The following is a 23762-nucleotide window of genomic DNA, read 5'->3' on the forward strand; positions in this document are numbered from 1 at the left end:
CGATTCATATAATAATTACATGGCAAAATCGTTAAATGATGAGATTGTATGTCTAGTTAGATTACATTTGCAAGAAACTCCAAATTATAAATTTGCCTCAAAAAAAATGAAAACAAAAAAAATCACAATTTTAGTTCTTTTAGCCTTAATGATAGTTTCATGTAGTGAAGTAGACAAGTTATTGACTTTTACTATTTCCGACCAGACTACATTTACAGTAAATAGTGGATTGCCTTTTAACTCTCCTTTTGAAGCGGCAACTCCAGATGTTACGACAAATTCTACTTCAGAATTTAAGAACAACAACACGAATGTGGATTTAGTTAAAGATGTAAAACTGGAAGAATTAAAATTGAGTATCACAAGTCCTGCCGATAAAACATTTAGCTTTTTAAAATCGGTTCACATGTACATTTCCACAAATGCCAATGATGAAATAGAATTGGCTTTTCAGGATAATATTAGCTCAACCACAAATATGCTGAATCTAACATGTACTTCACAAAAATTAGACAAATACATCAAGGCTTCAAGCTATAAAATAAGAACATCTGTAACCACAAAAGAAACCTTAACTCAAGAGACTACAGTAAAAGCGGATATGAGATTTAAAGTTACTGCCGATCCGTTTTAATCTTTAAAAAAATCAAAACTACTCTTTGACAATAATAATAGTGGCTTTAAAGCCTGTCCCAAGATTCCATTCACTAGCCGAAACCAGATTTTTTTTATCATCATAAACTCTGAATTCGGCTGTATTGGGGCCTGAGTCTCCTTGATTTAATGCTTCAAAATCTATTTTATTGAATCCTTTTTGCAAAGCAATTTCAAAACCTTTAAAGTTACTATCCAAATACACTTGGGATTGAATAACTTGTCCGTTTAAATATACCCTAATTAAATCACCATCTACATACTGAGCATCTCTATACATTACTTTAGCTGATTCAGAAGTGGATTTATAAGTGCCTAAATTCTGATTGCGACGGTAAGCAACTCCTTCCTGACGATCAGTCTTTTTATTTAATCTGTCTTTTACTTCATCCCCAGGATTAATGAACTCATTCGTAGGAATCATGGAAATCTCACTCTTAACTTTTAGTTTATAGTCTGAAACAGGATTAGGAGGTGACTGTACATTCGGACTTTTATAAACATTGGGAGGAATAATCACAGAAGAATCTATTGGAGGCGTAGGCTTCTTTTCCTTTGGTTTTATATTAACTGGCGGAATGCCTTTGAACTTTGTACTCGACTCAAATTGAGCATACGTACAAGTCGAAAAACCTATTAGAAAAATAAATAAAATTTGTTTCATAGTATTAAAAAAGTAGGTTTTATATCTAAAAACATTTTTTCCAAAAATAAAAAAACAGTGATTATAAAATCACAAAACTAACATAATTTATTTCTCCTGACTTGTTAAGAAATCCTAAATTAAAAAAAACAAAACTACTCAATAAAATTATCGACCAATCATTGAACATCCACCAGAAATTAAAACATCTTGTTTATTTTGTTATAAAAAACGAAAAACTACCTCAAGATACCCTCTCATCGGAATGTGATTCTTTTTTTAATTCTAATTTTTATAAATTGCGCGCTTTAAAGGAAACCGAAGACTCAGCAACCTTTAAACAGCAATTAACAAAACTAAAAAACTAAATAATGAAAAGAGAAAACATCTTAACCGGATCTCCATGGGAAGAGAAAATGGGATATTGCCGTGCGGTTCGCATTGGAAACATCATTGAAGTATCAGGGACTGTTGCAATAGTTGACGGCGAAAAAGTAAAAGCTGATGATGCTTACGCACAAACCCTAAATATCTTAGAAAGAGTAGAAAAAGTATTGGAAGATCTTAAAGTAGGAATGAAAGATGTGATTCGAACCCGAATTTTCACTACTGATATTTCTACTTTTGAAGAAGTTGCAAAAGCTCATGCTACTTTTTTCAAAGATGTAAAACCAACCACCGGTTTTTATGGTATCAATCAATTGGTTGCTCCAGAATACTTAGTTGAAATAGAATTTACAGCAATAGCATCAGAATAGTTCAAAAAATAGTATGAATTGTAATACTTTAGCATAAAATTTATTTAAAAAAAGTAACGCAATCGATGAATTTTGAAAAAATAAAACGAATAATGCTTATCACACTCAAATGGATTTCCATTTGTTGTTTGATAGGCATTTTTTCTGGATCGGCCTCAGCCTTTTTCTTGGTTTCATTAGAGTTTGTAACACAAGTTAGAGATCACCATAACTGGATTATCTGGCTCCTTCCGCTTGGAGGTTTACTTATTGGTTATGTTTACTTTTACTTTGATTCCAAAATTGCAAAAGGGAATAACCTATTATTGGAAGAATACAATAAACCCGAAAAAAAGATTCCGTTCCTGATGGCTCCGTTAGTTCTTTTGGGCACATTAATAACGCATCTATTAGGAGGATCAGCGGGTAGAGAGGGTACCGCAGTGCAAATGGGTGGTGCCATTGCCGATTTATGTACCAATATTTTCAGACTAAATCATTCCGAACGAAGAACCTTGATTGTTCTGGGAATTAGTGCTGGTTTTGCTTCAGTTTTTGGAACACCATTAACTGGAGCAATATTCGCATTGGAAGTTATTTTTTTTCACAAAATTAATTTCAGAAGTATTGTCTGCTCTTTTCTGGTAGCTTATATTGCTTATTTCACTGTTGAATTCTGGGAAATAAAACACACTCATTATAATATCCCTGAAGTTCCAGAAATGAATTTCACCGCTATATTTTGGATACTTATCGTCAGTATTTTGTTTGGCCTGGCAGCTTTGCTTTTTTCAAGAAGTACCCATTTTTGGGGTAAATTATTTTCTAAAAACATAAATTATCCACCATTAAGACCTTTCATAGGTGGAATTATTCTAGCTATATCCATTTATTTTATTGGCACTACAAAATATATTGGATTGGGAGTTCCTATGATTGTAAATGCTTTTTCTATTCATAACGCTCCTTATGATTTTCTTTTAAAAATCCTTTTTACTGGTTTTACACTTGGAGCTGGATTCAAAGGAGGCGAAGTAACCCCACTCTTTTTTGTTGGGGCAACACTGGGAAGTGCTTTATCGGTTCTTGTTCCGTTACCAATTGCTTTATTGGCTGGAATGGGATTTGTGGCCGTGTTTTCGGGTGCGACACACACTCCTATCGCTTGTACGGTTATGGGTATGGAACTTTTTGGTATAGAAAGCGGCGTTTACATCGGAATTGCCTGTATCATTGCTTACTTTTTTTCAGGCTCTATTGGGATTTACAAATCTCAAATTGTGAGAGGTCCAAAATCTATTTTATATCAAAGCATTAGAAAAAAAGGATTGAAATACCTATAGCCTATATTTCTTTATAATTTCTTAAAAGCTTTCAAGTTTTAGTTTAAAAAATGTAATTTCGCAAACTATGAATATACAAGACATACAAGCGATACAGTTGTTATTATCAACTCCAAAAAAAATTGCAATAATTCCACATAGAGGTCCAGACGGAGACGCCATGGGCTCGACATTAGCATTATATCATTTTTTATTAAAAAACAATCACTATCCTACAGTGATTTCTCCCAACGACTTTCCTGATTTCCTAGCTTGGATGCCAGGCTCTGAAACAGTAAAAATTTACGAAAAAGACAAAGAAGTTTGCACTAAAATCTTAGAAGAATCGGAGCTTATTTTTACTTTGGATTTTAACGCTCTTCACAGAGTGGGGGAAATGGAACAGGTTTTAGAAAAACTTACCGTTCCTTTTATCATGATTGATCATCATCAATGGCCAGATGATTATGCTACATATACCTATTCAGATGTTGCTTTTGGTTCTACTTGCGAAATGGTTTACAACTTCATTTCTTTATTGGGCAAAAAACAAGATTTAGATAAAACGATTGCTACTTGTATTTACACTGGAATCTTGACTGATTCTGGTTCGTTCCGTTTTCCAAAGACTACAGGAACAACTCATAGAATAATTGCAGACTTAATTGACCTAGGAGTCGAAAATTCATTGATACCAACCTTATTATTTGACAATAGTTCCTATAATCGTTTGCAACTGCTAGGTCGTGCTTTACAAAATATGAAAGTGATGATGGATCATAAAACATCTTACACTTCATTGACACAAGAGGAATTAAACAGTTTTAATTATGTAAAAGGTGACACCGAAGGCATTGTTAATTATGGTTTAAGCATAAAAGGAATTGTTTTCACAGCTATTTTTATCGAAAACAAAGAAGAGGGAATTATCAAAATCTCTTTCCGTTCTCAAGGAAATTTTGATGTAAATCAATTTGCCAGAGATCATTTTCAAGGCGGAGGACACAGTAATGCTGCCGGAGGAAAATCGGAAGTTTCAATGGAGGAAACGCTGCACAAATTTGAAAGTTTAGTACAAAAATTAAAAATATAATAGCCCATGACCTATTTTAAAGTATTACTAATTACCTTTTTTGCTGCCGTTTTATTGACGAGTTGCAAACAGCATCAAGAAGCCAGAAGACCTGTTTCACAATCATCCGGAAGCTTCATGAAACAATCTATAGCCCGAAACAAGAAAATGATCGCTGGAGAAGAAGACCAAATCGAAGCTGTAATAAAGAGTGATCCCACAAAAAAATACATAGCCTCCAAAAAAGGATATTGGTATTACTACGAAACCAGAAACCTGACCGATAGTCTTACTCCTAAAAAAGGAGATATTGCTTTTTTTGACTATGAAATAAAAGATTTGAAGGGAAATATTATTTATTCTCAAGAAGAATTAGAACCTCAAATCTACAAAGTGGACAAACAGGAAATCATGATGGGATTGAGAGATGGAATAAAACTAATGCGAAAAACAGAAAAAGTACATTTCCTTTTTACTTCGCATATGGGATATGGGTATCATGGTGATAACAACAAAATAGGCACCAATCAACCTCTGTTTTGTACGGTTACACTTCGTGACTTTATGCCTGAATCTAAGTATAATGCGCAAATTCAACCAAATGTCGTTGCAAAAGCCACCACACCGATGCCTATTAAACCAAAATCAACCATAAAAGACACGTTAACAAATTAAAAAAAGAGAATGAAAAAAAATATTTTATTTGCACTACTCCTCATTACAACTTTAATTTCCTGTAACAAAGAGCATAACAATTTACCTGATGGTTTATATGCCGAAATAGAAACCAATAAAGGAAGTATCCTATTAGAATTGGATTATAAAAAAGCTCCAGTAACAGTTGCGAACTTCATTACATTGGCTGAAGGCGAAAATGAATTTGTTGTCAATGATACTTTGAAAGGAAAACCATTTTACAACGGATTAAAATTCCATCGAGTTATCAAAGATTTCATGATACAAACTGGTGATCCATTAGGAACAGGATCTGGAGATACAGGTTACAAATTCAAAGATGAGTTTAGCGATTTGAAATTTGACAAAGGTGGAATTTTGGCAATGGCCAATAATGGACCTGGAACCAATAGCAGTCAATTTTTCATCACCCATTTAGAGACTCCATGGTTAGACGGAAAACACACTATTTTTGGACATGTAGTAGATTACAACCTTGAAGTGGTGAATAAAATAGAGCAAGATGATTTTATAAAAAACGTAACTATCATCCGAAATGGTGAAGATGCCAAGAAATTTGATGCCAAAAAAACTTTTTACGATTATTTCAAAATAGAATCTGAAAGTCAAAAACAAAAAGTAGCCGCTGAAGCCGCTGCTAAAAAAGAATATGAAGCCAAATACAAAGCCGTTTGTGATCAAAAAGTAGCTTCTTTTACGGAATTAAAAAGTAAAGCTAACAAAACAGCAACTGGACTTCAGTATGTAATCACCAAAAAAAGTGGCGGTAAAAAACCAGCAATGGGTTCAACTGTTTATATTCATTATGCTGGATTTTTAGAAAACGGTACTTTATTTGACACCAGTATTGAAGACGTATCCAAAACTTTTGGAAAATTTGATCCAGCAAGAGCGGCAGCTAATCAATACACTCCAATCCCATTTCAAGCAGGAAGAAAAGATGGTTTAATTCCTGGATTTATTGAAGGAATAGAAAAAATGTCCATTGGAGACAAAGCGGTTCTTTTTATTCCATCACATCTTGCGTACGGAGAAGCTGGTGCAGGTGATGTAATTCCGCCAAATACCAATATCATTTTTGAGATTGAGTTAATGGAAAAAATGCCTAATTAATTCAAAAAGCTCAAAGAAGCTAAGAAACTAAGTGACTAACTTTTTAACTTATTTCTATGTTAGCTTCTTAGAGATTTAGTGTCTTAGTATCTAATCAATAATAAAATGAATCTTATAAAAATTCTAAAAAATGAAATCTAAAATCACATTATTACTCTTTTTAGGGTTATTCAATTTACATGCACAAACCACAAAAAAACCAGTCACAACAAAAAAAACTGGATCAACAACGGTAAAAGCTCCTGCTGTTGTAACTCCTGAGGGTATTTATGCCACTATTGCAACCAACAAAGGGAATATCACTGTTGAATTGTTTTACAAAAAAACTCCTGTTACAGTCGCCAATTTTATAAGTTTGGCTGAAGGAAAAAATCCATTTGTAACCGTTGAAAGACTAAAAGGAAAGCCTTTCTTTGATGGCTTAAAATTTCATAGAGTAATCAAAGATTTCATGATTCAAGGTGGAGATCCTGATGGTAATGGTTCTGGTGGACCTGGTTTTGCTTTCAAAGATGAATTTACCGATTCAAAATTTGATAAAGCTGGAATTCTTGCCATGGCAAATTCCGGTCCAGCTACCAATGGAAGCCAATTTTTCATTACTCACAAAGATACTCCTTGGTTAAACGGAAAACATACTATTTATGGTCAAGTAACGCAAGGAATGGCAGTAGTAAATGCTATTGCGCAAGATGATGTGATCACAAAGATTACTATTTCCAGAAAAGGAGAAGCTGCCAAAAAATTTGATGCTGCAAAAGTATTTACCGACTATTACGGAAATAAAGCGGTTGAAGAAAAATTGAAAGCTGAGAAAGAAGAAAGTGAAAGAGCTGCAGCAAATGCTATCGCTTTGAAAGAATTCGCTAACGGACAAACAACAGCAAGTGGTTTAAAATATATTGTTTTAAAAGAAGGTACGGGTGCAATGCCAACCTTGACCAGTAATATCAAAGCACATTACACAGGAAGTTTTGTCAATGGTACTATTTTTGACAGCAGTGTTCAACGTGGAGAGCCAATTGATTTTAATTTAAATCAGGTAATTAAAGGCTGGACAGAAGGGCTTCAATTGATGAAGGAAGGTGCAAAATATAAATTTTATATACCTTATACTTTAGCTTATGGAGAACGAGGGTATCCTGGTGCTATTCCTCCGAAAAGCGATTTAATCTTTGAAGTAGAATTGATTAAAATAAATCAATAAAATAGCATTCAAGCTTAAGTGCTTAGTACTCAATTTATTTTTAGAACTCAGTTCCTAATGATAAATGCAAATTAAAATTTAGCCCCAAATTTAACGGATAAGTTCGTAAAATTTGGGGCTAATTCATAAAATAAACCTTTAACATGAAAGACATAGAATTAGTAAAAACCAAACAGCATTACGAAATCCTTGATGGACTCAGAGGTGTAGCCGCCATATCTGTGGTTGTTTTCCATTTTTTAGAATGGGTATATTCTCAGCCTAGTGAAAATTTGTTTGCCCATAGTTTTCTTGCCGTGGATTTCTTCTTTTGTCTTTCGGGCTTTGTGATTGCATACGCTTACGAAGACCGAATTGAAAAATTGGGAGTTGTCGAATTTTTTAAATCGCGTCTTATCCGATTGCATCCTTTGGTTATAATTGGATCAATCTTGGGATTGATTGGTTATTTTCTCATTCCTTACAGCGATATCGCAAATAGAAGTGTATCTGAAGTCCTACTCCTTTTTGTTTGTTCTCTGCTACTAATTCCGCTTCCTATAATGAAAGAGCGCTTTGGCAATAACTTCGGTTTAAATGCACCTGCTTGGTCATTGTTTTGGGAATATATCGCAAACATCATTTATTCTTTAATCTTGTGGCGTCTGTCCCGTCGTATTTTATTACTGCTGACATTTATAGCCGGAATTGCATTGGCTTATGTTTCATACAACGCAAAAGGCCTAGTGGGCGGTTGGAGTGGTGATACGTTTTGGGATGGTTGTACACGTGTTTCTTATTCCTTTTTGGCGGGTATTTTGGTGTACCGCTCCAAATGGATAATTCAAACAAAATTAGGTTTCTTAGGGCTTACGCTTCTTTTAATTCCTGCCTTTTTATATCCTTTTAATCCAGAATGGAATTTTTTGACAGAACCACTTATTGTATTATTCTACTTCCCTTTTCTGGTTTCACTAGGTGCAGGAGCAATAACTTCTGCTAAAACAAAAAAAATATGTGCTTTTTCGGGAAACATATCCTATCCATTATATATGACTCATTACTTTGCAATATGGATATTCGCAACTTATCAAAATAGCTATAAATTCAGTGGAATTTCACTCTTTGCAGTCGTTTCTTTAGGCACACTCACTTTGATTGGATTAGCCTATCTGACGATGACTTATGTAGATGTTCCGTTACGTAATTATTTGACAGAAAAAAGAAAATCGCATTTAATCGAAAAACAATAAATCCATTCAACTTTTCTTTACGTATAACATGATAAAAATATGGCTTACCGTTTAGTAAGCCATATTTTTAAACCTTTTTATTACTCAATGCTGTTTCCTAAAACTACTGAACATTACTTTTTAAACTTCCAATCAAATTCGTCCTTGTCATTGATTATTGCTCCAATTTCAAATTTAACTACCTCGTCAAATTCAGTTTGAAGAATAATCCAATTTTCTTCATTGAAATAGTTTTCGAATGTATCAAATTCTTCCTGGGTAAATTTGGTTATCCCTTTTTGAGCCAAATCCTTTTTGACATCTGCAATTTTTCTATTGATGATTTTATTACCAAGTAATTCCAAACTTGGGCTTGAGGCCACTAAATACCCCAATTTTAAATCTTCTTCTTCATAAAAAGTCAAACGAATTTTAAGCTCATTATAAACAAAAATCACATTATCATCTTCGTCTTTGTAATTTTTATTAGGCTTACCGTAAACAGTAATAACATCATTTTGCTTCATTCCGAAAATGAGTTTGTCAATTCCGTTTTTTGGATTTATTTTCATATAGATACCTTTTAATTTATTTATTCCTTACTGTCCACAAAGGTATCCTTTTTTAAGGGAATTCCATTTTTACAAAACAGAAACAAAGAATACAATTAAAAAAGAAAAGTTCAATTCTTTAGAAAAATGAAATGAATATTTATGGTTAAATCCAAATTTATATCTTTTGACAAAACAATTCTTAATCAATAATTTACATTAAAAGATGGTCATTATCCCAAATACATTATAGCATCTTAAAAAGACATTCTTTTAAAAATAAATTTAATACTACAAAAAATAATATATTATGAATTTTACCTATTAAAAAGTATCATACATCTATATGTTTACTATTTTTGGTACGATTGTTGAATAACGACAAGACAATATTTTCTATTTCAATATTATTTTAATAAAAAGTTCTACAAAAGCTACAATGAATGTCCTTCATAAAATAAATAAATGGATAATCTGCCTAATCATACTAGGCAACTATGCTTATAGTCAGGATCAAAATTCAGAATCAGTAGCAACATTAAAAATAAAACTTCAGAAAACGATCGCTGATACGACCAAAATAAATATCCTAAACGAAATTGCCTCAACATACAAATATTCCAATCCACAAGAGGGACTGAAATATGGAAGAAAAGCACTATCATTATCCAATAATTTAAATTGGAAAAAAGGAATGGCTGAAGCAAATGAAAATCTGGGAATTTGCTACCAAACTGAATCCAATTATACTGAAGCCACAAATCATCTACAGAAAGCGTTAAAATTGTACACACAAATACCTAAAAAATCAGCTATTTCAGGTACACTAAAAAATATTGCTCTTGTCTATTTGGTACAAAAAAAATATCCAGAAGCACTTTTATATTTTGAGAAAGCATTAAAAATTAACCAACTCAATAACAACAAATTGCTAATCGTTTATGGTTTAAATGATATTGCCGATGTTTATTTCAGACAAAATAATAACTCAAAAGCACTTAAACATTACAAGCAATCCATTAAAATAAATGAAGAAATAAAGGACAATAATGGCCTCGCTTATTGCTACGCGCGTATTGGCGAGATTTATTCAAAACAAAAAGAATATTCAAAAGCAGTAAGTTATTTATCAATAGCTATAAAGAAATACGAAAAAAATCAAACAGCAAACATTGACAATGCACTTAAGCAATTGAGCGAAATTTATCTTCTAATGTCCAAGTCGGATATTATAAATAAAAACAAATATATTGCGCTTTCAAAGAAGGCTTTGAAACAAACATCATCAAAACAAAAACAATATTCCCAGTCAATAGAATCTTTGAAAGAGTCACTCGAAAAAGTGACTGAAGACACCACAAGAATCAACATTCTAAACAGATTAACAAGCAGTTATTTTTACACCAATCCAAAAGAAGGAATTCCTTATGGACAAAGAGCTCTTAAACTGGCAACAAAAATAAACTGGAAAAAAGGAATTGCTTTGGCATACAACAACCTTGGGGTATGCCAATGGGTATTAACTGACTATAATAAGGCCATTAACTATTTTGACCTGTCATTACACAAATATGAAGAACTAAATGACCAAACAGGTATTTCGGAAGCGTATAACAATTTAGGATTAGTATATGTTGAAATAGAAAAACACAATCAAGCGTTTAAATACTTCTATAAGGCATTTGAAATAAACAAAAAAACGGGTAACAAGATATCGATGGTTTATAACTTGAATAATATTGCCTCGGCCTATTATAATCAAAAAAAATATGAAAAAGCTCTTGAGTATTATACCAAATCAAAAGATCTAAATCTTTCAATGCATGATTTAAATGGTTTAGGATATTGCTATTCAAAAATTGGGCAAATATATTCTGACCAAAAAAGATTTGCAGAGAGTCTGGATTACTTCAAAAAAGCTTTAAATAGTTACGATAAAAGTCAAACCTATAACATTGGTAATAACTACATAGAAATGGGAATTACCTATTATAAAATGGCTTTAGTAAATTCAAACAATAGAAAGCAATTATTGACAAAATCCGCTCAATCTCTCAATAATGCTGTGCATTTATTTACAGAAAAAGGTATAATAGACCGATTGAGCATTTGCTATCTTGAACTTTATAAAACCAAAAAAGAACAGGGTAATTTCATCGAAGCCTTAAATTATTTTGAAAAACACAACACAATAAAAGATTCTCAATTTTCAAATGAAAGCCAAAACAAATTAACGAATCTTCAATCCAAACGAGAAATTGATTTAAGGGATAAACAGATTGAGATTCAAAAACTTAAAATAAATAGTAATTATAAGAAAGTATATTTGTTAGTAACTATTACCATCTCAATTGCAATACTTTTTATTTTATTCTTCTGGCTGTATATCATCAAAAGAAATACAAACGAATTATTACTTGACAAAAACGAAGAAATATCAAATATCAATAAGCAAAAGGACAAATTTTTCTCCATCATTGCTCATGATTTAAGGGGACCTTTTAATGGTTTTTTAGGACTGACAGAACTACTGGCCGAAGAAATTGATGATATGGATAAAGAAGAAATTCAATTTGCAGCTATCAACATGAGAAGTTCTGCAAACAATCTGAACCGTCTTTTGGAAAACTTACTTGAATGGTCCAGAATGGAACAGGGATTGATTCCATTTTCTCCTCAAGAAAGCAATTTGGTCGAAGTCATAAAAGAATGTGTAGAATCCTTGCAAGATGCTGCCAACAAGAAATTCATAACAATTGAAACTATTATAGATCAAAATCTCAAAATTTTTGCAGATCATCACATTTTGCAATCTGTTATCCGAAATATTTTATCTAATGCCGTGAAATTCACCCCAAAAAAAGGAATCATAAAAATACATGCATTAGAAGATAAAAAAAACACTATCATAGCAATTGCTGATTCTGGAATAGGAATGAATAATAAAATGATTGAAAATATATTCCAACTCGATGTCAAAACAAACAGAAAGGGAACTGACGATGAGCCAAGTGCAGGATTAGGGCTGATACTTTGCAAAGAATTTGTGGAAAAACACAAAGGAGAGATTTGGGTAAAAAGTAAAGAAGGTAAAGGTTCTACTTTTAATTTTAGTTTTCCAAAAAATAATACAATAAATGCCATTTAAAGTGGCTTTAAAATAATCAAAATGAAAAAATATATCATTTTAATTTGTTTACTTTTTATTGGCATTAATTCATTTTCACAAAAAAGTCAGGAACAGAAAATTGACTCTTTAAAAACAGTAATAAGTCACACAACGGTAGATACCATTAAGATAAAAGCGCTTAGCGATTTATCTGCTTTATTGTATTATAGCGACTCTCAAAAAAGTCTATATTATTCTAACTCTGCATATGCTCTTTCAAAAAAAAACAACTACAAAAAAGGAATAGCTCTTTCATACAATAATTTTGGAGTTTATTACAGGATAAGAGCTGATTTTCCAAAAGCGCTAGATTATAATTATAAATCGCTTCACTTATTTGAAATTCTAAACGACAAAAATGGCATTGCCAAAGCAAATAATGGCCTTGGCACTATCTACGTGGAATTTAAAAATTATAAACAGGCGCTAACTTGTTATAAAAAAGCATTGAAAGAAAGTCAAGAAATAAAGGATCGAAAATCAATTGCCACATATTTAAATAACATTGGGGATGTCTATTTAAGAATGAAAGAGTATCAGAAAGCATTAAGCTATTTTGATAAAGCAATTAAAATGAACGCTTATGAAAAAAGCAGTTATGAGTCTGGGCTAAACTATACCAATATTGGCATTACTTTAAACTTTCTTAAACAATATAAGAAATCTATTGAAGCAACTAACAAATCTATTTCAATTTACAATAATGACCTAAGCCTATTCAATGCCTTCAACAAATTAGAATTAGGTAAATCTTATTATTATCTTGCTTTAGAAGAAAAAAACAAAACAAATCAATTCCAACTTTTACAAAAATCTTTGGATTACATCAAAGAGTCTTTGAAAATTTTTAAAAGAGAAAAATCATTAATAGACATTAGAGATTCCTATTCTTATTTATCTAACATTTATAAAACTCAAAACAAACCAGAACTGGCACTTATGTTTTTTGAAAAAAGTTCAAATCTAAACGATTCCATTTTTTCAAATGAGAACAAAATACAAATAGAATTTCTAAAATCACAGAGAGAAATCGACCTGAAGGATAAAAAAATTGAAATTCAAAATCTTAAAATTAAAAATGAGGCTCGCAAAGTATATTTATTATACACCATAACCATTGCGGTTATAATTCTTTTAACCTTGTTTTTTTGGTTATACTTATCAAAAAGAAAAACGAACTTACAATTAAAAGAAAAGAACAAAGTAATATCCAACATCAACAAACAAAAAGATAAATTCTTTTCCATAATCGCACATGACCTAAGAGGTCCTTTCACTGGTTTTCTGGGATTAACAGAACTATTGGCGCAAGATATTGACAATATGGACAAAGAAGAAATCCAGTTTGCAGCAATAAATATGAGAAGCTCTGCTGTCAATTTAAATCGTTTATTGGAGAACTTACTAGAATGGTCGAGGATGGAACAAGGTTTAATTCCTTTTTCTCCTCAAAAGAGCAAATTTCTTCCTTTAGTAAAGGAAAGCGTTAACACCCTACAAGACGAAGCAAATAAAAAAAGAATCAAAATTCAAATAAAAATACCCGAAGACTTAACCATCTATGCTGATTATCACATTCTGCAATCTGTTATTCGAAACCTACTATCCAATGCAGTGAAGTTTACACCACGAAATGGAAGCATAAAAATAGAGGCTCATGATGATTCGAAAAGTACTGTCGTTTCAATATCTGATACTGGTATTGGAATGGATGCCAAAATACTTCAGAATTTATTCCAACTTGAAGTTAAAACCAATAGAAATGGAACTGAAAATGAACCCAGTATCGGGTTAGGATTGATATTGTGCAAAGAATTTGTGGAGAAACATAATGGAAAAATTTGGGTAGAAAGTGAAGTAAATATAGGCACTACTTTTTATTTTAATTTTCCTCATACCATTTCATAAATTAGTGTATTTTTGAAAAAAATACCGCACTAAATGATTCAAAAAACTACTCAATTATTACTTTTTTTTATCTTTTCAATAGTTCCAACACAAGCACAAAATCCTATTTATAAAACCATTGATTCGTTAAAAATAGCATTAAAACAAACAAAAGAAGACTCGGACAAAACAGTTTTATTAACAAAACTCTCCTCCTATTCAGAATACATTGGACCCGATGAAGCAATAAAACATGCAAAAAAAGCACTTTTTTATGCTCAAAAAAAACATAACGAACATCAGATTGGCGATACCTATGCCAATTTGGGAACCGCATATGAGATAAAATCAGACTATGCTCATGCTTTAAAAAACCTTTATAAAGCACTCGCAATTTATGAAAATTTAAATGATGTTAAAAGTCTAACTACTGTTTACAATAACATAGGACTAATTTACATTGACCTCAAAAATTATAAGCAAGGGCTTATTTTTTATAACAAAGCACTTCAACTAAGCTACCAATCCAAAAAAGAAAGAAATGTTTCGTTGCTATTAAATAATATTGGGGATGTCCATTTGCAAAAAAAAGAATATCCAAAAGCATTAAACTATTTTTACAAAGCCTTAATAATAAATAAAAAACTTGACGACACAGAAGGAATTGGCTTAAATCTTTCCAATATAGGTATTTGTTACATTAACTTAAAAAATTATGAAAAAGGCATTGAAATGCTAAATAAATCAATTGCAACTTATGATGATGATTTAAACCTTTACAATAATTATAATACTTATGATCTTGGTAGAGCTTATTACTTAATGTCCCAAGATGAGAAATATAAAAAGGACAAAAAAGCACTTATTGATAAATCTATCTCTTTATTTGAAAATGCTTTACAAATTTTTAAGAAATATAAATCTTTAAAAGACATTCAAGAAACCTATTTCTATCTTTCCAAAACTAACAAAGCGAAAAGCAATTATGAAGTAGCGCTGGATTGTTTTGAAAAATATTCCCGCATAAAGGACTCTATATTTTCGAAAGAAAGTGAGAAAAAATTAGCTAATCTTGAATTTCAGAGAGAAATAGATTTAAGAGATAAACAAATAGAAATTCAGACCCTTAGAATAAATAGAGATTCAAGAAAAGTATATTTTCTAATTACCATATCTACTGCAGTTGCCGCCTTTTTAGGTTTATTCTTGTTCCTATATGATTCTAAAAGAAGAAATAACCTCTTGCTCAAAGAAAAAAACATATTAATTTCGAATATAAATTCTCAAAAAGATAAATTTTATTCCATTATAGCTCACGATTTAAGAGGGCCATTCAATGGTTTTTTAGGCTTAACAGAGTTAATGGCTGAAGATATAGATATGATGTCCACGGAGGAAATAAAATTTGCCGCCGTTAATATGAGAAGTTCTGCCAAAAATCTTTTTGCTCTTTTGGAGAATTTATTGGACTGGTCACGAATGGAACAAGATTTAATTCCATTTGTTCCAAAAGAATACCCGCTAAAATCAACTTTATTGGAAAGCATTGTCACATTACAAGACAATGCAGATAAAAAAGGAATAATCATCAATACAACTATTTCAAATGCAGCAACTCTTTTTACTGATAAAAATATGTTCCAAGCTATAATTCGTAATATTGTTTTAAACGCTATAAAATTTACACCAAAAAATGGATCAATTGACATCCAAGAGAAAGAAGATTTTTACAACACTGTTATCGTAGTTAAAGATACAGGAATTGGAATGAACCCAAAGACAGTGGAAAACCTATTCAAATTGGATGTACAAAACAACCGAGTTGGAACTGAAGAAGAACCTAGTACAGGGCTGGGATTAATTTTATGCAAAGAATTTATCGAAAAACACAAAGGCAAAATATGGGTTGAAAGTGAAGAAGGAAAAGGAAGTACATTTTACATTAGTTTCCCTAACAAAAACTCGGGCCTTATTTAATTCATTACGCTCTTTTACATTAACCTTATACAAAACCTAAAATCATGTTCAAAAAAATAATTGCATTACTAACACTTTTTATAGTCCTGTCGTCATGTACTTCAAAAACAGAACCTTCATCCGCAAATATAAGTGGATTATGGGCAGATGTAAACTCCAGTAATTTTAAGAATTGCTATGTAATAATTGCCCAAGACGGAAATAAAATAGTCATGACCCATTATCTCGAATTTAAAGGCGATAAAATGGTCGAATATGGTATTGGAGAAATAAAAGAAACAACCGTTACTTATGATGCTGTTGTTACAAAAGCTATCCCTGGTTGGGCAAAAAAAGGAAAGCATCACCTTACATTAAACAAACAAGAAGATACTTTAAGAGGATACTACGAGGATGAGAAAGGAAATAATGGTCCAATTGTATTTGCCAAATTAAAATAATTATAATTTTGCTTTTAAATTTCCTTTAACCTCATTAAACCATTCGTCTTTAAGAATACTCAATACAATGCTATCCCTGCGAACATCACTATCTGCCGTTGGCATCTGACTTCGCATAACTCCTTCAACTTTACACCCAATGCTTTTCATGGCAGCAATGCTTCGCTGGTTATTGTTGTCGGCGCGGAATTCTACTCGCTCCATTCCCAATGTTTCAAAAGCAAATTGCAGTAAAAGATACTTACAGTGTTTATTGAGTCCCGTACCTCTAAAATCTTTTCCATACCAAGTGTATCCCAATTGCAGTGTTTTGAACCCCATGTTGATGTCATAAAAACGCGTACTGCCTGCATATTTCCCCGTTTTTTTGTCTTGAACGATAAAAGGGTATTCGGTTTGATTTTCTCTTGCTTTTAGAGCAATTTGAATATAATTTTGAAGATTTTCCTTTCCGTTGGCACGAACTAATGAATACTCCCAAGTTTCGGGTTCGTTGATTGAAATATCCAATAAGTTTTCGACATCGGTTGCTTGTAGGGGGCGAAGCAAAACCATTTCGTCTTCGAGTATTATATCTTGCGGAAATTGAGAAGTAGACATTATTATTTTTTTTTACTAATTTATAAAAAAAAGACAAATCACAGTATTTTTCTAAATATGCACAGATGTCTTAGCCCAGATAGAAACGAAAAGTCCACGCTGTAAAACACTAATTTTTCTTGTTATAAAAGAGCGACAAACGGAAGCTCCTTTTATGACTTGGAAAAATGGTGTTTTGCAGTGTGGACTTGCAGTGGATAGCTGGATTAGCTCCTTAAAAAAGCTATTCATTCATTTCGTCGTAACGTTCTGGTACTTGAGGATCATATAGCGGGCATTTGAATTCGGCCATAGTATCTACAAGTAAATTCATGGTCTTGCCTTCGGTGCCGTAACAATCTATTTTGATGCTTTGTGGCGTTGTTTTTATTTGAAAAGCGCCTTTCCCATTAGGGTTTTTCCAGCTATTTTCATCTACTTTTTCCCAATTTGAAAAAACGGTATGAAATCTATTTAGGATTACAGTAATAGGAAGTGTTTCCAAACCTTCTACTTCTTGCTGCTCATCAATGGCTTCATAAACTAAATGATGATTTAAATAAAAACCTTCCAAGTATTTCCAGAATAGTAATTCGTACATAATTTACAGCTTTTTAGTTGAAATTAATACTCAAAAGTACCGTATTCACTAGTGATTGTTAGTTTTTTGGAATCAGAGGCTTCTACTCTACCCACAATTTGGGCATCAACATTGAATGATTTTGAAATAGCGATAATATCCTGTGCTATGGCTTCTGGCACATATATTTCCATACGATGTCCGCAGTTGAAAACTTGGTACATTTCTTTCCAATCGGTTTTTGATTGCTCCTGAATCAATTGGAACAAAGGTGGTACGGGAAATAAATTGTCTTTTATGATGTGTAGATTTTTAACAAAATGCAAAATTTTGGTTTGTGCTCCTCCACTGCAATGCACCATTCCGTGAACTTCTCGAGAAGTATATTTATCTAAAATTTTCTTAATGATTGGCGCATAGGTTCTGGTTGGAGAAAGTACCAATTGTCCAGCATCTATAGGTGAATTCTCTACGGCATCGGTCAATTTTACCTGTCCTGAATAAATCAATTCATTAGGAACGGCCGCATCAAAACTTTCTGGATATTTGCTGGCCAAATAGTTGCCGAAAACATCATGACGAGCAGACGTTAATCCGTTGCTTCCCATTCCTCCGTTATAACCTTTTTCATAAGTCGCCTGACCAAAAGAAGCCAATCCAACAATGACATCACCAGCTTTTATATTGGCGTTATCAATTACTTTGGAACGCTTCATTCTAGCCGTTACGGTAGAATCTACAATGATGGTTCTTACTAAATCACCAACATCCGCAGTTTCTCCACCAGTGGAGTGAATAGTAACTCCAAACGATTCCAGCTCTTTTATCAGTTCTTCGGTACCGTTGATAATAGCAGATAAAACTTCACCAGGAATAACATTTTTGTTTCTTCCAATAGTTGAAGAAAGCAAAATATTATCGGTTGCGCCTACACACAATAAGTCGTCAATATTCATGATTAAGGCATCTTGGGCGATTCCTTTCCAAACCGAAATATCTCCTGTTTCTTTCCAATACATATAGGCCAATGATGATTTTGTCCCTGCACCGTCTGCATGCATTATTAGGCAATAGTCTTCGTCCTGTGTTAAATAATCAGGGACAATTTTACAAAATGCTTGAGGAAATAAACCTTTGTCTATGTTTTTAATGGCGTTATGCACATCTTCCTTTGATGCCGAAACACCGCGTTGTGCATATCTTTTTGAAGTATCTGAACTCATTTTTTAGTTGTGTGTATGTTGGGCAAAGATAATTTTAATGTAACAATTATACAATTAAATTTCAATGGCAATAGCTGTGCTAAATTTCAAATTCAGGAATCTGATTTCTGACTTCTAAAATCTTTCCTAATTGGCCATAATTTCAATTTCTACACGGCGATTTGCTTCCCGCTCTCCCTCTGTTTTTTCGGGTAAAGCATATAATGGTTTCGAACTGCCGAATCCAATAAAAGTCATTCTGTTTTTTTCAATACCGTTATATTCCAAAAATTTGCAAATGGCTTTGGCTCTTTGAGTACTTAGATCCCGAACATCTTTCTTAACACAACAAATGTGGCCTTGAATTTGTATTTTTAAATCGGGACAGCTTTGCATGACTGTCAGCAGTTCGAACATTACCGATCTGGATTGCGGCATTATTGCAAAAGTATCTACAAAAAAATTCATGCTTTCCAGTTTTAGCTTCTCCCCTACATTGGCAAGGCTGACTTTTTTCATAAAGACAGTATCAATTTTAATATTGACTGTAGAACCATCTGGATTTTCAAAAACATAAACATCCGAAAATTTAATTTTTGGCTTTATCTTTTCTAATGCAACTTCTTGTTTTTTGGCTATTATTTTTTCTTCGTTTGCAAAATCCTTTGGCAAAATATAATATAACGTGACTTTTCTGTTTTCAGCTTGAATAGGAGATGAAGTATGTAACTCTCCAAAATTTCTTGTTTTGAAATCCTCTCTAATTTTTACTTTGCTCTTTATGATATTAAACACATAATCGATTCGCTTTTTGGCTAAAGTATCATTATAACCAACAGATCCTTCTTCATCACAAAAACCATGGACTCCAACCACTTTTACAGTTTCATTTACATTTAACCATTTATTCAGTTTTAATAACTCTTGTTTTTGCAAAACAAACTTGTTACTTTCAAAAAAAAACGAAACTTGTTCTTGCGCAAAAACACAAGAAACCGTAAAACTAAATAGTAGGGTGGCAAAAAACTTCATGATTCGGGGATTAATTCCTCAAATTTACAATAAAACTTAATCGATAGTTCCATGAAAAAAAAGAAAACACAAATAACAGTTTATAGCTGCTTTAAAAAAACAGAATTATCAATTTGGAGAAATCTACTAAATCAATTTTTCAAAGCATAGAACCTAAAAAAGAAAAACGTCTAAACTCTTCCATAAATTGCAAGAAAAGTTTAAACGTATTTCAACCTTTATAATTTAGACTCTTATAACATCCTTATTTCCATTCTGGCATCGAACCTCCCGAAAACAATAACGTTCTTGCACTTCCTGCAGTACCTGTACCTGTGTTTGTGATTGATGTTTTGTAAACATTTTTTATTGATATTCCGTCATTGGAAGTGTTTGTAAAAATGACTTCCGCTTCATTTGGAGAAAATTTCACATCCAAATCATTAAAGCCATTATCTTTGCTAGTATTCAACTGTGTTATAGTATTGGCTACCTTATCATAAATAAAAATTCTTGAATCAAATCTCCTATAAGTCGAATTTTCATTTCCGGAAACATCTCTGGTAAACACAATTTTTTGCATATCAAAGGACATATTCAAACCACTTACTGCCCCAGTTAATCCCGACAACACACTGTAAAGCACTTGACCAGTCCATTTAATCACGTATATTTCAACATTATAACCTGAAATATCATTTACTTTTAAAACGATCTGTTTTCCATCTTGGCTCCAATCACATTCAGAAATAAATTTTCCATTTGGCGTTCTAAACATTTCAATCAATCCTCCTCCATCAATATTTATTCGGTATAATTTATCAAAATTTGGATAAATAATTTGACTTCCGTTGGTACTCCAGCAAAAGTTGATATTTTCCATATTAAATCCAGCAATAGGAGTCGTATTTGTTATTTTTTTCACATTCGATCCATCAAGATCCATCATGTAAATTTGGTTTTGGGATCCATCTGAACTTATATAGGCAATTTTATTGGATTGCAAATTCTTCCTAGGCCGATAACTGTTAACGGACGAAGACGTCAATTGTAATTCATTGCCAGCTTCATCAGCAGTAAAAATCACGTTATTGCTATTTACCTTTTTGATGTATAAAAATCTTGGGTTCGGAAAGGGCAGCGTAGTAAAAGAACTTGTCAAACTATTGACCGGTGTATTAATTCCGTCAGAAGAAGCTACTTGCCAATAATATTTGGTACTATACTTCAAATCTTTCAAGTCTAAACTTCTTGTTTTTAAATCCTTATATGTTGTAATTTCATCTGTAGTTCCATTTTTAACAGTAACAACATAAGTCAATGAATCCTTATCAATATCGGTTGCAGTCCAGGTTAGCTTTAGATTTATGGCCTGATTTTTGGCAAGATCAGCAGGTGAAGTTAATACCGGAACATCAGGTGGTCTATTATCGGCAGTAGAGACTTTCAACTCAAAAATAATTTGAGTGGTTTCATTTAAATTCACTGTTGCTGCTTCAAACTTAGCAACATATTTATCTTTTCTCGCTTCAAAGGTATACTTTCCCGTTGCTATTCCCGAAAAGGTAAAATACCCATCTTTATCCGTAAAATAGGTATCAGTGGAAGGATTTGAAGAAACCCTTGCATTTTCAATAGGCTCAAAAGTAACGGCATCCACAACTCTCCCTTTTACAGTACCAGTACCGCCATCAGTTATCTTTTCTTCAGAACATGAAGTTAAGATAATTAAGCACAATAAAATTCCGATTCTTAACTTTTCCATTTGTAGGTTTTTTATAAATAACTTATATTATTAGCAAAATCTAAGCATAACTTTAGCATTTCCAAAACAACATTATTTTACTGATTTTTTACCAAAATGCTGAGGCAAATAATAACTCACGCCTAGACCAAAACAATAAAAATAATCATCTCTTTTACCAGCATCTATATAATCAAGGTTATCTGAAAAACTCATATTAAACTCACTATAGGCTTTAATTCCAAAATTATTTGACACTAAGTACTCTAGACCCAAACCACCTTGAATTTTTGATTGCACATTTTCGTAAGCACTGTTGAAATAAGTACCTGTTCCTACATAAACAAATGGGCTAAAAGAATCATAGGGAAGAATTAAAAAATCAAGATTTACATCTATCGACCCATAACCAACATCTAATCTATCTTTATTCCCCACCCGAAAAACACTAAATGAACCGCTTATATCAAAATAGGGGGTAAAGAAGTATCTCATTCCAGCTTTCACCATTGGTTTAGGTGTTGGATTTGCATAATCTCCATCAATATAAGCTGCACCTCCACCTACATCAAATCCAACTTTACCTCTTTTTTCATTTCTGTCTCTGCCATAAAGCAACGCCAAATCGGCTTCTTCTTTTTCTTTAGCATAACTATCCAAAAATGCTTTTACCTCATCATTTGTAGCCTTTACTTCCCAAATTTTATCTTTAATTCCATCAACAACCAAACCTTCAACCGCTTTCTCGATGGCTTCGGTAACGGCAAGTTGAATAGGTTCATTTCTAGTATAACCAGTTTCAACTTCTAAAAGTCGGTTAATATTAACGTATCGAAACAGACTAGCATCAATACTTTGGGAAAGTATTGTTTTAGACACATAAACTGTATTTAGAATTTTACCATTTGAAGTAGAAACTAATCTTAGATAAATAGAAATTCTGTCTTGTCGATATTGGGTCGAAGCTCCTGCTCCAAAATATCTTGCTCCATACCCACCTGTAATAATATTGGAATCGTAGGATATAATCCCACCTTCTAATAGAACACCTGCAAATAATAACGGTGTCAACGGAGCATCTTTGGTATTGGAATCGGTAGCATATTCTTGTCTAGTAGAACGAATAATATTTCTCTCGTTCAAAAGATTGCTAAGGTTTTCTCGCTCAATGGGCACGAACCATTTAGAGTCTTGAAGTGCTTTAATTAGTATGGAAGTAGCACCTTGCGTGACTGCAGTACTAAATGTGCTTCCAATTTCGGTAGGTTTATATTGACCTGTTTGATCTTTAAACTTGTAAACACCTACCACTACTTGCTCTTTAGGGAGAGGCAAACTTCTTAAATTTATTGTTGCAGGCGTATTCTCGCCAAAAACAGCCTTTTGAACTCCAACTGGCTGATTAAAGTACGCACCACAGCTCGTTAAAAGAAGCGCAAGTAAAAATGCAATTGTTATTTTTCGATTCATGAATAAGGTTATTTAACAAAAATTGAGGCAAAATCTATTCTATTACTTTCTATTCTATTAATCCTATAAATACTAACTTCCTGGAACAATTACTTGTGTTTGTTCACCAGTTTCTATATCCAATATATCTACTGTTAAACCAAGATTCGAAGGGTAAACATCAACCGATAATGTTCCAAAATTATAAGTGCCCTGAGATATACCCTTACTTCCAAACTGATCATTGAACAATGAATTTGAAATTTTATTCAACAACTGATTATTTAAATTCTCTTTAAAACGTTCCAATTGTGTAGGCTGTTTAAAACCACTTGTACTATCCTCCTTAAAATCATTTTGCGCATCGGCTGAACTAAGTAACATTTGATAACCAAAAGTATCACCACCAAAATTAGGATTCATAGGTTTGTATACTAACGCCTGAGCATTTGCATGCAAATAAAGACCAAGCATACAAATTAAAGTTAGACATGATTTCATTGTTTTTTGATTTAATT

Annotated in this window: 21 protein-coding genes; 12 read left to right on the forward strand and 9 right to left on the reverse strand. The window is 32.4% G+C overall.

What is annotated here, in order from left to right:
- Positions 1-106: 106 nt before the first annotated feature.
- Complete coding sequence (locus DOS84_RS06635) at positions 107-634, forward strand: hypothetical protein (RefSeq protein ID WP_111409491.1); 528 nt, start codon at positions 107-109, stop codon at positions 632-634.
- Between the two features lie 18 nt (positions 635-652).
- Here the strand turns inward: DOS84_RS06635 and DOS84_RS06640 are convergent, their stop codons facing one another.
- Complete coding sequence (locus DOS84_RS06640) at positions 653-1318, reverse strand: hypothetical protein (RefSeq protein WP_111409334.1); 666 nt, start codon at positions 1316-1318, stop codon at positions 653-655.
- 350 nt (positions 1319-1668) lie between these two features.
- Between DOS84_RS06640 and DOS84_RS06650 the strand changes: the two genes are divergently transcribed.
- From DOS84_RS06650 to DOS84_RS06680, 7 genes are all read left to right on the forward strand, one after another.
- Positions 1669-2055, forward strand: coding sequence for a RidA family protein (locus DOS84_RS06650; RefSeq protein WP_111409336.1), 387 nt, complete (start codon positions 1669-1671; stop codon positions 2053-2055).
- A 65-nt stretch (positions 2056-2120) separates the two neighbouring features.
- The gene (locus DOS84_RS06655; protein WP_111409337.1) at positions 2121-3377 is read left to right on the forward strand and encodes a voltage-gated chloride channel family protein; all 1257 of its coding nucleotides are present in this window, start codon (positions 2121-2123) and stop codon (positions 3375-3377) included.
- 67 nt (positions 3378-3444) lie between these two features.
- A complete protein-coding gene (locus DOS84_RS06660; protein ID WP_111409338.1) occupies positions 3445-4449 on the forward strand; it encodes a DHH family phosphoesterase in 1005 nt (334 codons plus the stop codon).
- Positions 4450-4455: 6 nt separating this feature from the next.
- Positions 4456-5103 (forward strand): gliding motility-associated peptidyl-prolyl isomerase GldI, encoded by a 648-nt coding sequence (gene gldI / locus DOS84_RS06665; protein ID WP_111409339.1) that lies wholly within the window; start codon positions 4456-4458, stop codon positions 5101-5103.
- 9 nt (positions 5104-5112) lie between these two features.
- On the forward strand, positions 5113-6237 hold the full coding sequence (locus DOS84_RS06670; protein ID WP_111409340.1) for a peptidylprolyl isomerase: 1125 nt from the start codon (positions 5113-5115) through the stop codon (positions 6235-6237).
- A gap of 130 nt (positions 6238-6367) precedes the next feature.
- A complete protein-coding gene (bamJ, locus tag DOS84_RS06675) occupies positions 6368-7444 on the forward strand; it encodes a BamJ family beta-barrel-assembly machinery protein (protein ID WP_111409341.1) in 1077 nt (358 codons plus the stop codon).
- 143 nt (positions 7445-7587) lie between these two features.
- Positions 7588-8676, forward strand: a complete 1089-nt coding sequence (locus tag DOS84_RS06680) for an acyltransferase family protein (RefSeq protein WP_111409342.1) — start codon at positions 7588-7590, stop codon at positions 8674-8676.
- Between the two features lie 113 nt (positions 8677-8789).
- Here DOS84_RS06680 and DOS84_RS06685 read toward each other — a convergent pair whose 3' ends face one another.
- Positions 8790-9227 carry a hypothetical protein gene (locus tag DOS84_RS06685; protein ID WP_111409343.1) on the reverse strand — a complete coding sequence of 146 codons (438 nt, stop codon included), beginning with the start codon at positions 9225-9227 and terminating at the stop codon, positions 8790-8792.
- Positions 9228-9645: 418 nt separating this feature from the next.
- On the opposite strand from DOS84_RS06685, the gene DOS84_RS06690 reads away from it, so the two are divergent.
- From DOS84_RS06690 to DOS84_RS06705, 4 genes are read left to right on the forward strand one after another with little or no spacing between them, the layout of a single operon-like run.
- Positions 9646-12354, forward strand: a complete 2709-nt coding sequence (locus DOS84_RS06690; RefSeq protein ID WP_111409344.1) for a tetratricopeptide repeat protein — start codon at positions 9646-9648, stop codon at positions 12352-12354.
- A gap of 21 nt (positions 12355-12375) precedes the next feature.
- Entirely contained in the window at positions 12376-14283 is a 1908-nt protein-coding gene (locus DOS84_RS06695) for a tetratricopeptide repeat-containing sensor histidine kinase (protein WP_111409345.1), read from the forward strand.
- Positions 14284-14316: 33 nt separating this feature from the next.
- Complete coding sequence (locus DOS84_RS06700) at positions 14317-16239, forward strand: tetratricopeptide repeat-containing sensor histidine kinase (RefSeq protein WP_111409346.1); 1923 nt, start codon at positions 14317-14319, stop codon at positions 16237-16239.
- Between the two features lie 44 nt (positions 16240-16283).
- The gene (locus DOS84_RS06705; RefSeq protein WP_111409347.1) at positions 16284-16679 is read left to right on the forward strand and encodes a hypothetical protein; all 396 of its coding nucleotides are present in this window, start codon (positions 16284-16286) and stop codon (positions 16677-16679) included.
- Here the strand turns inward: DOS84_RS06705 and DOS84_RS06710 are convergent, their stop codons facing one another.
- The 7 genes from DOS84_RS06710 to DOS84_RS06740 form a co-directional block, all read right to left on the reverse strand.
- Complete coding sequence (locus tag DOS84_RS06710) at positions 16680-17279, reverse strand: GNAT family N-acetyltransferase (protein WP_111409348.1); 600 nt, start codon at positions 17277-17279, stop codon at positions 16680-16682.
- 223 nt (positions 17280-17502) lie between these two features.
- The gene (locus DOS84_RS06715; protein WP_111409349.1) at positions 17503-17859 is read right to left on the reverse strand and encodes a hypothetical protein; all 357 of its coding nucleotides are present in this window, start codon (positions 17857-17859) and stop codon (positions 17503-17505) included.
- A gap of 23 nt (positions 17860-17882) precedes the next feature.
- A complete protein-coding gene (locus tag DOS84_RS06720) occupies positions 17883-19061 on the reverse strand; it encodes an AIR synthase related protein (protein WP_111409350.1) in 1179 nt (392 codons plus the stop codon).
- 126 nt (positions 19062-19187) lie between these two features.
- Entirely contained in the window at positions 19188-20072 is an 885-nt protein-coding gene (locus tag DOS84_RS06725; protein ID WP_111409351.1) for an OmpA family protein, read from the reverse strand.
- Between the two features lie 244 nt (positions 20073-20316).
- Positions 20317-21816, reverse strand: coding sequence for a carboxypeptidase regulatory-like domain-containing protein (locus DOS84_RS06730; protein ID WP_165830402.1), 1500 nt, complete (start codon positions 21814-21816; stop codon positions 20317-20319).
- A 72-nt stretch (positions 21817-21888) separates the two neighbouring features.
- On the reverse strand, positions 21889-23265 hold the full coding sequence (locus tag DOS84_RS06735) for a CsgG/HfaB family protein (protein ID WP_111409352.1): 1377 nt from the start codon (positions 23263-23265) through the stop codon (positions 21889-21891).
- Between the two features lie 72 nt (positions 23266-23337).
- Positions 23338-23745, reverse strand: a complete 408-nt coding sequence (locus DOS84_RS06740) for a curli production assembly/transport component CsgF (RefSeq protein ID WP_111409353.1) — start codon at positions 23743-23745, stop codon at positions 23338-23340.
- Positions 23746-23762 lie beyond the last annotated feature (17 nt).

Source organism: Flavobacterium aquariorum (genome assembly GCF_003254745.1).
Classification (GTDB): Bacteria; Bacteroidota; Bacteroidia; order Flavobacteriales; family Flavobacteriaceae; genus Flavobacterium; species Flavobacterium aquariorum.